The sequence below is a fragment of the Leptolyngbya sp. GB1-A1 genome, from assembly GCF_039962475.1.
In the GTDB taxonomy this organism is placed as follows: domain Bacteria; phylum Cyanobacteriota; class Cyanobacteriia; order Elainellales; family Elainellaceae; genus Leptolyngbya_A.
The window spans coordinates 81,903-95,412 of the sequence record NZ_JAMPLI010000016.1 but is presented as its reverse complement, the minus strand read 5'-3'; the positions used below and the strand labels follow the sequence as shown (position 1 = coordinate 95,412).

General features: G+C 51.8%; 11 protein-coding genes and 1 tRNA gene. 8 read left to right on the top strand and 4 right to left on the bottom strand.

Annotated features, from left to right (window positions below; genetic code table 11):
• Positions 1 to 28: 28 nt before the first annotated feature.
• The gene (locus NDI45_RS16515; RefSeq protein WP_348247975.1) at positions 29 to 259 is read right to left on the bottom strand and encodes a hypothetical protein; all 231 of its coding nucleotides are present in this window, start codon (positions 257 to 259) and stop codon (positions 29 to 31) included.
• 154 nt (positions 260 to 413) lie between these two features.
• Between NDI45_RS16515 and NDI45_RS16510 the strand changes: the two genes are divergently transcribed.
• Entirely contained in the window at positions 414 to 1,997 is a 1,584-nt protein-coding gene (locus tag NDI45_RS16510) for a DUF3747 domain-containing protein (RefSeq protein ID WP_348247974.1), read from the top strand.
• A 21-nt stretch (positions 1,998 to 2,018) separates the two neighbouring features.
• On the opposite strand, the gene NDI45_RS16505 is transcribed toward NDI45_RS16510, so the two are convergent.
• The gene (locus NDI45_RS16505; protein WP_190790962.1) at positions 2,019 to 2,219 is read right to left on the bottom strand and encodes a hypothetical protein; all 201 of its coding nucleotides are present in this window, start codon (positions 2,217 to 2,219) and stop codon (positions 2,019 to 2,021) included.
• Between NDI45_RS16505 and NDI45_RS16500 the strand changes: the two genes are divergently transcribed.
• Both NDI45_RS16500 and NDI45_RS16495 read left to right on the top strand, forming a co-directional pair.
• The gene (locus tag NDI45_RS16500; protein WP_190790963.1) at positions 2,218 to 3,246 is read left to right on the top strand and encodes an S-layer homology domain-containing protein; all 1,029 of its coding nucleotides are present in this window, start codon (positions 2,218 to 2,220) and stop codon (positions 3,244 to 3,246) included. The genes NDI45_RS16505 and NDI45_RS16500 overlap by 2 nt on opposite strands.
• A 48-nt stretch (positions 3,247 to 3,294) precedes the next feature.
• Positions 3,295 to 3,684, top strand: coding sequence for a hypothetical protein (locus tag NDI45_RS16495; RefSeq protein WP_190790964.1), 390 nt, complete (start codon positions 3,295 to 3,297; stop codon positions 3,682 to 3,684).
• Between the two features lie 46 nt (positions 3,685 to 3,730).
• Here the strand turns inward: NDI45_RS16495 and NDI45_RS16490 are convergent, their stop codons facing one another.
• On the bottom strand, positions 3,731 to 6,241 hold the full coding sequence (locus tag NDI45_RS16490) for a M48 family metalloprotease (RefSeq protein ID WP_348247972.1): 2,511 nt from the start codon (positions 6,239 to 6,241) through the stop codon (positions 3,731 to 3,733).
• A gap of 225 nt (positions 6,242 to 6,466) precedes the next feature.
• On the opposite strand from NDI45_RS16490, the gene NDI45_RS16485 reads away from it, so the two are divergent.
• Together NDI45_RS16485 and NDI45_RS16480 are read left to right on the top strand one after the other, a co-directional pair.
• Positions 6,467 to 7,675 (top strand): CIA30 family protein, encoded by a 1,209-nt coding sequence (locus NDI45_RS16485; RefSeq protein WP_242067217.1) that lies wholly within the window; start codon positions 6,467 to 6,469, stop codon positions 7,673 to 7,675.
• 442 nt (positions 7,676 to 8,117) lie between these two features.
• Positions 8,118 to 8,190, top strand: a tRNA-Thr gene (locus NDI45_RS16480).
• Between the two features lie 962 nt (positions 8,191 to 9,152).
• On the opposite strand, the gene cas12k is transcribed toward NDI45_RS16480, so the two are convergent.
• Positions 9,153 to 9,734 carry a type V CRISPR-associated protein Cas12k gene (cas12k, locus tag NDI45_RS16475; protein ID WP_347277868.1) on the bottom strand — a complete coding sequence of 194 codons (582 nt, stop codon included), beginning with the start codon at positions 9,732 to 9,734 and terminating at the stop codon, positions 9,153 to 9,155.
• Between the two features lie 320 nt (positions 9,735 to 10,054).
• Here cas12k and NDI45_RS16470 point away from each other — a divergent pair, with 320 nt between their 5' ends.
• The 3 genes from NDI45_RS16470 (at position 10,055) to NDI45_RS16460 (ending at position 13,508) form a co-directional block, all read left to right on the top strand.
• Positions 10,055 to 10,675, top strand: a complete 621-nt coding sequence (locus NDI45_RS16470) for a tyrosine-type recombinase/integrase (protein WP_199296526.1) — start codon at positions 10,055 to 10,057, stop codon at positions 10,673 to 10,675.
• Positions 10,676 to 11,031: 356 nt separating this feature from the next.
• Positions 11,032 to 11,358 (top strand): nucleoside triphosphate pyrophosphohydrolase, encoded by a 327-nt coding sequence (locus NDI45_RS16465; RefSeq protein ID WP_190791783.1) that lies wholly within the window; start codon positions 11,032 to 11,034, stop codon positions 11,356 to 11,358.
• Between the two features lie 32 nt (positions 11,359 to 11,390).
• Complete coding sequence (locus tag NDI45_RS16460) at positions 11,391 to 13,508, top strand: DNA phosphorothioation system restriction enzyme (RefSeq protein ID WP_348247971.1); 2,118 nt, start codon at positions 11,391 to 11,393, stop codon at positions 13,506 to 13,508.
• The last annotated feature ends 2 nt before the right edge of the window (positions 13,509 to 13,510 follow it).

Genomic DNA, 13,510 nt, shown 5'->3' with positions numbered 1-13,510 from the left:
TGTTGGCTCCGGTCAGTATCAGCCGAATTCATTGAGGAGGCGATCCACTATCAAACCGAATTTCCCAGGCAGAATGCTGATTCTGAATGATTTCAAACTGGCTTAGATCGTCAACACTAATCTCAGCATCAACCTGAACCAGGGCAGAAGCTAAATCAGCCTGAGCAGCGATTGCTCCTTCGGAAAAGTGGAAATCAACCGAATGCCCTGCCGAATGAACTGCCGGATGAACTGAGGAAAACACGCGAATGAGGGGCATAATCTTAATCGTCTGGGGCACTAAAGCAACGCTACACAGCAGGTTTGACTGTTCCCGTAGAAAAAAATTAGAGATTGATGTAGGTCAGGCCCTCTGAATTGGCACTCAACGGCAAATACGCTATCTTTCTGAAGCGGGGAAGCTGCTGTCAGTTTTGCAAAAGTTCACAACGTTCATCACCTGGATTCGCTCTTCACACTACACGCTGCTACACACCATGAAAACAGGCAAAAAAAGACGGTTTGGACTACTCGCACTCCTGTTGATGGCAGCCCCGCTCTGGGGCACTCCTGCCTCGGCAGTGCAATTTGAGCAAGCAGAAATTAATAATCCAGAGAACTTTGTTATTGTTGCAGCTCCGGCAGGTCGCATTGGCTACGGGCTGCTGATCATCGAACAAGTAAAAAACGATCGCCCCTGCTGGGATGAAGTAGAGACGGGTCCAGGTCCAACGATCGTCGATCCGCTGCTTACCCGGTTTGATTTCACAGGAATTTGTGGACGCGGCAACGACAGCAATGCTTACTCAGTGCGAACGGGCGGCGAAGACCTGGGATTGCAGTACAGTTTGCGCGTGTTGCGGCAGGGCAATGATCTAGTGCTGGTGGCTGCCTCAAATCGTCAGCGCAATCTCAACATTCCGATCGGTAGAACTTACGGACTTCCCCAACCCGGAGAGTTTGTCCGAATTCGGCTCGATCCGGGCTGGCGATTGTCTCGTCGCATCTTCAACGGGCGGTCAACCGGACACGTTTATCTCACCAACGATCAGCCGATTTCAGTGCTGATTGCGGCTGCAACTTCCCCGACTGCCACAGCTGGACCCATCCTGCCGCCCTCGCTTCCCAATCCCCAATCTCCCTCTCGTCCGCCGCTTTTGCCCCCAACTGGCAGCACTTCGCCGCTCACCGAGCCTTCTCCCAGGGGAACTCCTCAACCCGGAACCACCCTGCCCGGAACCTCTACCGCTCCGGTGCAAATTCCAGTGCCGCCGCCAGAGTCACCCCGTGCGAATTCGGGTAATCCTTCGGGAGCGGGGTCTGGCAATGCGCCAAGTGCAAATTCGGGCACAAATTCAGGCACAAATCCAGGCACAAATCCAGGCACAAATCCGCCGCCCGTCACCACTCCCAGAGCTACCCTGCCGCCCTTGCCGAGTCGTCCTGCTGCGGGAACTCCTGCTGTGCCGCCCGTCACCACTCCCAGAGCCACTCTGCCGCCTCTGCCAAATCGCCCTGCTGCGGGAACTCCTGCTGTGCCGCCCCCGCCTGCTCCCCCTGCCAGTACCACTGCCGGTACCCCTGCCAGCCGTCCGTTGCCGCTGCCAAATCCGCCTGCCACGACTGCTACTCGTCCGTTACCATTGCCAAATTCGCCTAGCAGCGGAGGCACTGCCCCGACTCCCTCAGTTCCCTCGACTCCCACAACCCCGATCACCCCAGGCACAACTCCCCCACCCCTGTCCACGGCTCCTACCCCTTCACAATCTGCTTCCCTTCCTCAGCCACCACAGCAACAGGCGACCGGAATTGTCTATGGCTATCGTGTAATCGTGGCAGCAGATTCGGCTGAATTGCAGGATCGGGTTCGATCGCTCGCGCCTCAAACGCAGATTGTGACCGTTAACGGTCAGCCTGCGGTTCAGGCAGGGCTATTTCGTGATTTAAACAGTGCCGAGCAGCTTCGGCGGCGGCTGGCTGGAGAAAATTTGTCTGTGACGATCGTGCCAATTCGGTGATCTGACTTCGCTGATTCAACTCTAGTGATTCAATCCTGGCTGAGCTGCGCTAGACTGATCTGCCAAAAGACTGTATCTCGATCGGAGAATATTGCCTATAGTGTCTCCAGGCTGACGATATTGCCTTGTCGCTGAGGTTTGTCGTCCCGATTTGGAAGCAGTTTTCCCTGACGGGCAATCGCCTGCCTGTGCAGGGTCACTCATCAGGAGAACGATTGCCATGACTGCCCGCCCCCCTTCAGACCCCCGCTCTTCTCGTAGAAGCCCACTGGATTTCGATGAGTTTATCGCTGTACTGGTGGCCTTTGCCAGCCTGGGAACAGTGCTTGCCTGGGGACTCACACGCGGAAACGAAAGCTTTCTGGCAAATCAGCCCGGACTATTTCCAATTCCGGGTTTGACCGGGGAACAGTCACCCAGTTCAACTCCTGAGAACGATTCTGGCAATTTGCTAATCGTGCCGCCCACGGCAGAAGGAGAGAGCATCAGCCCACCCGTGCTACAACCTGCACCATCGGCAAGTCCTTTACCGGAAACGATCGACCCCCAAACTCCCGGTGCAATCATCCCTGTCCCACTTCCCCAGGATGAAGCCGATCGCAGTCCTGAAACCGTCGATCGATCGGCGCAGACTGCTCCCCCTGTCAGCCCGGTTGCAGCTTCGTTCCCGGATGTGCCCTCTGGCTATTGGGCAGCTCCCTTTATTACCGCATTGGCGCAGCGCGGGGACATCAGCGGCTTTGAGGATGGCACGTTTCGTCCCGATCAGCCCGTGACCCGCGCCGAATTTGCCACACTGATTCAAAACACCTTCGACCAGCAGGCTAATCAGCAAGCCTCGCTCGCCTTCAAAGACATTCCGGTAGGCTTCTGGGCAGCCAACGCGATCGATTCATCGGTGAAGACGGGCTTTCTGAAAGGCTTTCCCGAAGGCACATTCCAGCCCGCTCTGCCAATTCCCCGGATCCAGGCACTTGCAGCGCTCACCAGTGGACTGAAACTGACAGCTCCGGCAAATCCTGACTCGACCCTTCAGCTTTTCCGCGATCGCGATCAAGTTCCGAGTTGGGGCGTTGAGGCGGCGGCGGCAGCGACTCAGTCAGGTTTGGTCGTGAACCATCCCAGCCCTGATATACTGAATCCGAATCAGCCTGCCACCCGTGCCGAGGTCGCTGCCTTTTTATATCAGGCACTCGTTTCCGCCGGACAGGTTGCGCCGATTTCGTCTAACTATACTGTTCAACCTTGAACTATTCGACCTTGAACTGTTCGACCTTAATTTTATTCTGCGATCGTAATGCTGGACTTTGAGCAAGCTTCTTCTCTAACCGAATCGGCGGTGCTAGTCACCATCATTACCGAAGCTGTCCTTCAGGAAAGCATTGTTTCACTGCTTAAAAGTCTGAAGGTGATTGGCTACAGCATTACTCAGGTAGAGGGCGGCGGACGCTATACCCGGCTGCACCACACCGCCATTACTCCGCCCGAAAACTCTGAGGCAGGTGGCTCTTCCTTATCGGACGGCACCGAGGCGCAGGTCGAAACCCAGATCAAACCCAATATCGAGATTCGGGCGATCGTGAACGATGAGCTTTCTAATGTAATTCTCTATGCCTTGAAAGAACAGCAGCGGAATTTTGCGATCGTGGCGTATCGGCAGGCGATCGAAGTGTTGGCTGAGAATTAGGAAGTTGAGGAGGTTCGGGGAGCCGAGGGTAAGAGTTGAGGTTTTTTTAGGAGCCTCCGGTGAGAATGATATAGGCTCCGACGAGAGCGGCGATCGTTCCCAAAATAGCTGACCAGACGGGATGATCACTGCGGGCGATCGTGCCCCGTGGCGACTGGATGGTTTCTACATCAATCCAGGGAACAACACCGCGCCGAAACCAGCCGACTACGGTGACAGTTTTAGGGGATGGGGCAAGCCAGATCTCAGGACGAACTACCTGAAACAGCAGATCGCCCAGCCAACCAATCTGGCTCGTATAATGCAGCCGAATCATGCCGCGATGCGAAGCAGTTTCCGCTGGGGGGAAATCGATTTGCAAAAACAAATCTTGATGCAGCCGATTTAGAATGCCGCGTCGTCCGTAGAGCTGCCCCTGAAGCCGCACCGGATGCGGATCGATCGGAAGTGCAGCCGGGTCGCTGAGCCAGTCTGCGAGTGGAACTTCTCCCTTCAGGGCAGAGCGTTTGATATCTGGAAAAAAGGCATTGATTCGCAAAAATGTGCCAAGGCTGAATCCCAGCAGTCCCAAGCCTGTTACCACCGACCAGTCTGCCCACATCCAGTCGATTTCCAGCCAGCGCATTTGCTTTGCTAGAAAGCCGATCGCCCACAGTATCCCAGCCACGAGCCACCCAGCCAAAACGCCGAGGTAGGGTGCAAAACAGAGCCATGCGAATCGAGGATGTGCCGCCGAGCCAGGTTTCTCCGGCTTCCAGGAGATTTGCGGTTCGAGCCGCCAGTGCCGCGCATAATCAGCGAGTCGGTTCAGTCGCTCGCCCAGTAAAGGATGACCGTTCAGCGCATTCAACCAGGCGCGATAGGGCTGACGGCAATCCCACTCCAGCAGATCTGGCCTAGACGGCTGATGCAAACTGCCCAGCGTTAGCGATTGACGATAGCCCATAGGCATTAGCAGATCTAAGCTTTCCACCAGGGGCGGCGTTGATCCATGCTGCGCCAAGGTTTCCGCCATGCCAATCGTAAGCTTGAGCAGTGCCCGCGATAACCCGTTGGGGTTGCCTGTTAGCTCTGCCGCTGTTCGATCGCTAAAATACAGCCGAATTCGAGATAGCAACAGTGCCGGAATCCTAAGCAGCCAGTAGATTCCATAGCCCAGGCTCGACACCCCGATCGCCAAACTCTGTAAGATTCCAAGCGACTGACGATTGCCCCAACTCGCGACCGACCAGTAAACCTGATAAGGCAACTGAGCAGCGATCGCCACTAGCGACAGAATGCCCACTTCGCGCTGTGTGATGTGTGCCCACTCTGCTGCATAAAGAGCTGCAATCTCATCGGGTTCTAGCCGCTCTAGCAATCCCTGACTAACCACAATTCGGGCGTTGCGGGGCAAGTAGCCGTAGGAAAAACAAAGTGGAACGGCGATCGGCAACCGTTTCAGCGTCGGAAAGGGCAGGCTGTGCGATTGGGTAAGCTGCCTCAGCAGCCGCAGAGCTTCAGGGCTAAAGGACTCCAACTCCGCTCGCCGCCAGTCTTCCATGCTATAGCAATACTTCAGCACCAGATCTAGCAGCCAGGGCGACGCGAAAAACAGCACCGTCAACCCAATGACCACACCCCAAAACGGATCGAAGTAAACCGTCCAGACGCTCAGATTAAAGAAATCAAAGCGAATGCTCAAAAGAAACTCATTCAGCCGATCGCGTCCGAAATGAATCAGCGCACAAAGCCACCCAATTAAAAGGGCGATCGTTCCTACCTGAAGTGCCCAAAATCCCGATCGATCAACCGTTCCCAAACTCGCCCCTTTTTGCAGGCGCTGTGAAGCCGTTTTCCTGCTGGAATGATCGGTTGCCGCTTCTCTTGCTGCTTCTCGGGGGGGCAAGGGAGCCGATCGCGCTGAAGCTGTGCCGTCTGCTGGCTCTGGAGAAGGAGAAATCGCAGCCTGGACAGCCGGAGTATCGCTGCTTGTCTCTGAAGCACCTGCCCTGCGGAAATCAGCTTGCTGAGGCGGCACAGTTTCTGGAGCAGCGGCAGCGAACGGGCTAAATCCGCTACGGGGGGTATCCGCCTCAAGCGGCACAAATCCCGTTTCATCTGTCCAGTCGGCTGCGGTTGGTTCTTCAGCGAGGGGGACATTTGATGGAGCGGTAACCGATGGAGCGGCAACCGATGGAGCAGCGATTCCGTAGCGATGTTGAAGGTCGCTCAGCGTTTGATTTGCCCAACCCTGCACTTGGGGATTGGAGCTGCCACACAAGGTTCGGCAGAGGTCGATCGCTTTCTGGGGCTGCTGTGTACGGGCGTATGCCTTGACCAGTCCCATTTCTGCCTTGAGCCGATTGCTGCGCAGTTCTCCAGCAGAACGATCGCTGCGCCTGATCGGGATCTGACACACCGCTTCGAGCAGCTCGATCGCCCGGCGATACTCTTTTTGTTTCAGCGCCAGCAAGCCAGATTGCAGCAGATTCCCGGATGGCTTCGGTGATGATGTGCCTGACCCAAAAGCGTCAGAATGATTACCCCCTGAGGGGAACTGCTTCGCATCGCTCATCGCAATACACCTCTATCAGATTGGTTTGAGCTGTCAGCCTTTACTTGTAGCAGACTTGACGATCGCTTATTGCAGCCCCAAATCCAGCAAACAGCAAACTGCGATCGAGTATGCCCCTCTTGTCTGGGATTCTGTCGCTTACGGGGAAAGTCGCTAGGCTGTAGAAAGGCAAACAAATTTTTCACGTATCAGTAACACGCATCAATCATTTATTGGGGGTAGATGATGACTCGTCAATCGCCGAGCTGGGATCTCAACCGCTTTGTGAAAACGCTGTCCTACTTTGGGGTTGTGCCCATTTTGAGCCAGATAAACTGGTTTCAGCAGTGGTTTGGCAGTCGTCCTGACCCCACCGTGAATAGCCGATCGCTCACCCTTTCTCCAACCCCAACTTCGCTGCCAACTGCTCCTGCTCTGTCTATGATGCCTCAAACGATTCTGGCGATCGGAACCCGTGATGTGTTGACTGCTGTGGTTGATCACTTGCAGCAGCAGGGCAAGCCCATTCGAGCCGGGTCGATCGATTCAGCGAATCCGCATCTGCCCATTGGAGAAAACGTGGAGTGGGTGACGCTCGACCTTCAGCAGCCTCCCGCGCCCGAACTGCTAACAGACATTCGAGGAATCATTTGCGCCCCTAACTCTGAGGTGGTCGAACCTACGGTGCGTTTCCTGCTTCAGGCAGTTCAGCGATCGACTGTGCGTTTGCCAATTTTTGATTTCAGCCAGCAGTCTGCCAGTGGGTCTGAGGCGAATCGGTCTGAGGCTGAGCTGTCGGAAATTTGGGGCGCACTCGATGATGTCGTAATGGGTGGCGTGAGTCAGAGCGGTATCCGCTTGAATGGCGACACAGCAGAATTTTCAGGACAGGTTTCAACCGCAAACTCTGGCGGCTTTGCTTCGGTCAGAACGCGCAACCTGGAACCGCCGATCGACCTCTCCAGCTACGACGGCATCGAACTGCAACTGAAAGGCGACGGCAACCGCTATAAGTTTATGCTGCGCGGCGAAACGCAATGGGACGGCGTGGCACACTGCGCTTCTTTCGACACGATTCCCCAGACCTGGATCACCGTTCGCATTCCCTTCGCGACCCTGATTCCCGTCTTTCGTGCCCGCACGCTCCCAAATGCTCCACTGAAGCTCAATTGCATCCGCGCCCTTCAGCTCATGCTCAGCAAATTTGAATACGACGGCGCGCTCAATCCCCACTTCCAGCCCGGTTTCTTTCAGCTTCAGGTGCAGTCGATTTCTGCCTATCAACAGGGGAATCGATCGCCCTTTGTGCTTGTCTGTCCCCCAAGTCCTGAAACCGAAATTCTGCTGCGCCAGAGCGGTCTTCCGGTGATGATTCTTCGTCCTGCCGAAGGCGATGATGCGGCGAAGATTGCAGCAGATGGGGTGAGGGCGATCGATCGGCTGGAACATAACTGACTGAATTAAGTTGTTGCGATCGAGTTAATCAATGAGTCAATGAATTCTGATGTTGCCTGCCGGAGTTGCTAAATCCTGAAGCAAGCTTTTGATTGATGATCTGGGGTACGGATCAAGAAGAAATTTGATGAAACCAGGGTTGACAGTAACTGGAATCATTGAATTCCGGTTGATTTGGAAAACGCTCCTAAGCAGGTGACCGGAGAAAGGGATGTTTGAGTATTGCAGTGTTGCTTATGGCTGGATAGGAAGAAGATAGACTCAGGAAATTTCCTGGCTTCGGAGCAAAGGGCAGGAAATGACCGAATAGAACAAAGCGACGGGCCAGTTTACCCGACTTGCTGAGGTTATTTCGTTTCGCTTGTTCACACTACGACTTGTGAGATATACTGTAAAACTGTATTGATAAGCTCCCCTTCGGAACTTTTACGATACCAAAATTGCTGGTGTAGCTCAGTTGGTAGAGCAGCTGATTTGTAATCAGCCGGTCGCAGGTTCGAGTCCCGTCACCAGCTTTTAAGTAAAACAAGTGTACATTCGCGAACTGAATGTCGCAATTTGCAGATTAATGTCGTTTTCGGGACAATTTGCTGGAGTCTACCACATTTCGCAAATTAATGTCGCCTTTGTTTTACTTCAATCTTTTCGCAAATTAGTGTCGTTCCTGTCTTTTCAATAAACCTTTTGCTGGTTACAAATCAGCTGCTCCTTTCAGTCCTCCATTCATAAACCCACAAACGATCGCAACACAGGAAAAGTTTGTGGTTTCCTTAAGCCTAATTTCAGCCACCCATGCCTGAGAGGGCGATCGCGACGAGAAAATTGGTACTTTGCCTGAGTATTCCGTTATACTTTCAGCCCACCTATACCTGAGAGGGCGATTGCGACTCCCAGCGCTAGAATCCTTGTACCATCTGCTTCCCTAAAGGAAATTGCCAAAGCTCGATTGCTCTTTGCAACAATCAACATTTATTTGCAATAACGAGCGTCAAACGTAGGCAACAAAAACCTTGGAAATTAGATTTCAGAAGGATTGTGTACGTTTGGCTAACCTTTCGGGATTTTGAACCTCGCTTCGGTTTGCCAAAAAATTATGGAGGACTCCCACAATGATTCGGGGCGATTCAGTAACTGCCACTCCAGTAACATCATCTGCATCTAAAAATCGAAGAGATAATGCTCCCGTACCTACCTTCAAAGGAGGCTTAACTCACTTCTGCTGGGCGCGCACCTACGCTACATTGGAAGAAGGGAATCGACGAATGCAGCTTCCCATCCCCATACAAATTCCGAGATCAAATTTGTACCAGGATGGCAGTCAGTGAGCGGACAGTTATCAGGGTCGGAAAGCACAGCCATCTCACGATGACCAAACTGACCCACATTTTTCACAGTTCAGCGGCTTAGAAAGCTTGAACTGCGGCGCTATTGACTCAAATATTAACTTGTCCAGGTTCAAATGTACCCAAAGGCAAGATTATTTTGTGGCGATCGCACGAGAGTGGTAGGTTGCGATCGCCAAATCTTTTGCCTGTTCTTGGGCGGTTCCCTTTGATGGTTGGAAGCCCGTCTCGACTGTGAGCCCTACTTGGTTAGCTTTAGAACAAATCGTTTCAAGAAGTCTGTTATAGCTCCATTGATGGATTGCCCTACGGAACTCTTTAGCATATTTGTCCTGAGCCTCAACCGAACCCGGACACTTCTGTTCAGCCTTTGCCGTGATCTCACTGGAGAGTAATTCTCGAAGATGCTTCAGGCTAGGAATCACGATGCTGCCCGCTTGATACTGTTGAGCCAGTTGAATGACGGACTGTGCCAGTAGGCGATCAACATACTGACCCAGTTCTGATTCTGAAGGTTGGTATGCTACGCCGCGCTTCTGATTTTTGTGACGTTGCAGGGCATTCTGCTTTTGCCGTTGTCGTTGACGGTTGAGGAGAGAGTAGCGATCGCCTAGTAATGTACGAGGAGTTCGATAAGTCAGAACATCTCCGGTTCTGCCGTTGACCACTGCCACTGTTATAGGCTGAGCCAACCCAACGCTAAGTCCAACTAAAATATAAGGTGCAGTCGGCTACGGCTACTGATGACACGACTCCTCTTAACCCTGCTGAGAGTCTAGATTTGGCTGAGATTTGGAATCGCTACAGGGAGGTGCGATCGCACAAAAAGTCAGCATTTACGATCAGGATGTATGGATGGGTCGCAAATCATATAAGTAGGTGCCCCTATAAACGGCTGACTGAAGCTCAGGCTACCTTTGACTGGTTGAATGCTAACGTCCCTGCGGATTCTACAAAACGAGTTCTGACGCAGCTATCGGCAAGCTGCAAATGGGCGAAAAAGGTGGGGTTGATCGATTCCAACCCTTTTCAGGGAATGGCAGCAGAAATTGAGTTGGAAAAGTCTGAGGGCGAGGAGGAAGAGGAAATCTATCCTTTCACGACAGAGGAGCGCAATCGCATCATTACTGCCTTCAAGGCGGATCGCCACTACGGCAAATATGCCTCGCTTGTCGAATTCCTATTTTTCACGGGATGCCGACCTTCTGAGGCTCTTGCCTTGCAGTGGAAGCATATCAGCCAACATTTCATCACTTTCCGACGAGTTCTTATCTACGATGGCAAGAAACTGGTGATTCAGGATGGGCTGAAAACTCAAAAGCTGAGAAACTTCCCTGTCAATGCTCAACTCGCAGAAATCATTGCCACAATTAAGCCAAAGGATTGCCATCCAGAGTCCCTGGTGTTTCCTAGCCCCAAAGGGAAGTTTATCGATTGGCACAATTTCACGACTCGTGCCTGGACGAAGGTTCTTGCCTCTCTCTCGCAGGACACCTTACTGCCAGATGGTGAGGTACTGCCCAGCGTTGAATACCGCAATCCCTATCAAATGCGCCATACCTTCTGTAGCCTTTGTCGAGAGGGAGATATTGCCAGTATTCAACTTGCCAAGTGGGTTGGGAATTCGGCTGAGATGATTCGATCGAGTTTATGCTAAGCCTGTGAATCGTATCCCAGTTCCTATTTTGTAAACTTCCTATCGGCTTCGATAGCTTACAAGGTTAATAGATAGCTGGCGCTTTACAGCACGGCTTTGCCATTGCCGCAAGGATTGCCTCTATTTAATTACAGTAGTCGAACTGTTCCTTATTCAACTTAGAGACAAAAGGGTACATTTTACCCATTTTGGGACTAATCGAGGCAGTCAATACTTCTTGTGTTTATTTCACTGGTTAGAGGATGGCGCTAAGGTTGTCTCTTGCGTCAACCCACCATGCTTCTCTGTGATAATAAAACTATTGCGCAGGTTCACTGATATTCTCAGTCATATCGATTAAATTGACTTATAGATAGATGAGAAAGGTTTATAACAAGCTGGTACGTGATCGCATTCCCGAGATTATTGAGGAAGCAGGAAGAAAATGTGCGTCAGAGGTGCTATCGGAGGAGGAATATCAGCAAGCCCTACGCCAGAAGTTGATTGAGGAAGCACATGAAGTTGCCGAGGCTGACACTCAGGAACTGCCTAAGGAGCTAGCTGATTTGCTGGAAGTTATAGATGCGTTAATGGCAGTACATCAGATTAATCCTGCAACCGTTCGAGCAGAGCAGGAACACCGACGCGCAGAGAGAGGTGGATTTGAACAACGGCTCTTTTTGCTTTGGAGTCAGACGGGCTAGACTAAAGCAAACATATTGAAGGGCTGTTGGCGTTGAGTCTGAGTGATTTAGAGATTCAGGATGAATATCGGAGTGATAGCTGTGATCTGATTCAAGATTTTTATACTCCTTGTCTCGAAAACTCGGTCGTTTATAAACGAGCAGTTGGCTATTTCTCTAGTTCCTCAATGGCAGCGGCAGCAAAAGGCTTAACTGCTTTAATTCGTTCTGGGGGAAGAATGCAATTGATTGCATCCCCTCAGCTATCCCCTGAAGATGCAAACGCGATCGCTCAAGGACTGAAGCAGCGGGAAGCAGCCATTACCGATACCCTCTTGCGGGAGTTGGAATCTGAGTTTGACCAAGTCGTTCACGATCGCCTGACTTGTCTTGCCTGGCTACTGGCTAAGGGATTTCTAGAAATTAAGCTTGCTGTCCCTAAGAAGATACGTGACCGGGGGATTTATCACGAGAAAGTAGGGATTTTCTCCGACAGCGAGGGTAATTTCGTCACATTTATGGGATCAGCTAATGAGAGCTACAGCGCCTTAATTGAGAATTTTGAGTGTATCGATGTTTACTGCTCGTGGGATATGCCCTTCCGTAGAAGAGCTTTGCGGAAGGTTGAGAACTTTCAGCGCCTTTGGGATAACCGGACTGAAAACTTGGATGTACTGGAATTTCCAGAAGCGGTGCAGCAGAATCTCCTGAGACTATGTCCTAGAGAGCCGCCGTTAATAGAACCCAGAGTGTCAGAGCCAAGCGGTGGCTATTCCACTTCCGGCTTGCCTCTTAAGGGAGTGCCCAAAATCCCCTCTTGGCTAAAGCTACGTCCTTACCAGCAGCAGGCGATCGCCAACTGGTTTGCCAACAAGGGACGAGGCACGTTGAAGATGGCAACGGGGAGTGGCAAGACGATCACGGCTCTGGCGATCACGGCTGAACTGTATCGGACAAGTGTTGAGCAAGATAAACCGCTCCAGGCGTTACTGATCGTCTGTCCCTACCGACATTTGGTGACTCAGTGGGCAGAAGAAGCTCGTCAGTTTGGCTTACAACCCATTCTGGCATTTGAAACGGTGAAAAGCTGGCAAGGAGAACTGCAATCTCAACTATTAGCAGTGCTTTCAGAAAATCAACAGTTTGTTACTGTGATTACAACGAATGCAACATTAATGCGAGACAGCCTCCAGTCTCAACTGCAATTTTTCCCGAAGCGATCGTTCATCATTGGGGATGAGGCACACAACTTAGGAGCAACCCGTTTAGAGTCAAGCCTGCCCCAAGAAATTAAACTACGATTGGCGCTCTCGGCTACGCCTGAACGATACTTTGATGAGCGCGGTACAGAGCGATTGCTTGAATACTTTGGTTCTGTTTTGGAGCCAGAGTTTACCTTGAAAGATGCGATCGCTGCTAAAGCGTTAGTTCCTTATCTTTATTATCCGGTTTTAGTAGAGTTAACAGAGCCTGAGATTGAGCGATATGAGGAACTCACCAGTCGCATTGGTCGCGCCATTGGGATCGGAGGCGATGCAGATGACAACGAGATACTAACGGCGCTACTGATGCAACGGGCGCGGATTGTAGGAGCAGCAGCCAATAAACTAAATGCTTTGCGCCAAATTATGTCCACGCGTCTGCAAACCAGTCATACCTTGTTCTATTGTGGTGACGGTTCTGTTGAGGACCAATTGACTGAAGAGAGCATTCGTCAACTTGAAGCGGCTATGGCTTTGCTACAAGACGAGTTAGGCTACCGAGTTAAAACTTACACAGCCGAAACTAGCCTGGAGGAGCGGGAAGAACTGCGCTACCAATTCATGCAGGGCATCCTACAGGGATTGGTAGCGATTCGTTGCTTAGATGAAGGCGTGGATATTCCAGCCATTCAAACTGCTGTGATCTTGGCGAGTAGTAGCAACCCTCGGCAGTTCATCCAGCGACGGGGGCGGATTCTGCGTCCGAGTCCAGGCAAAGAAAGGGCTGAGTTGTTTGACATGATTGTGATACCTCCTGATTTGGGACGGGAATCTTGGAGTATCGAGCGAAATTTACTGCGAAAGGAGTTGAAGCGGTTTGTTGAGTTCGCCGATTTAGCTGTCAATAGCGGACAGGCTAGAAAAGTACTGCTACTGCTGCAAGAAAGGTATCAATTATTAGAACTTTAAGT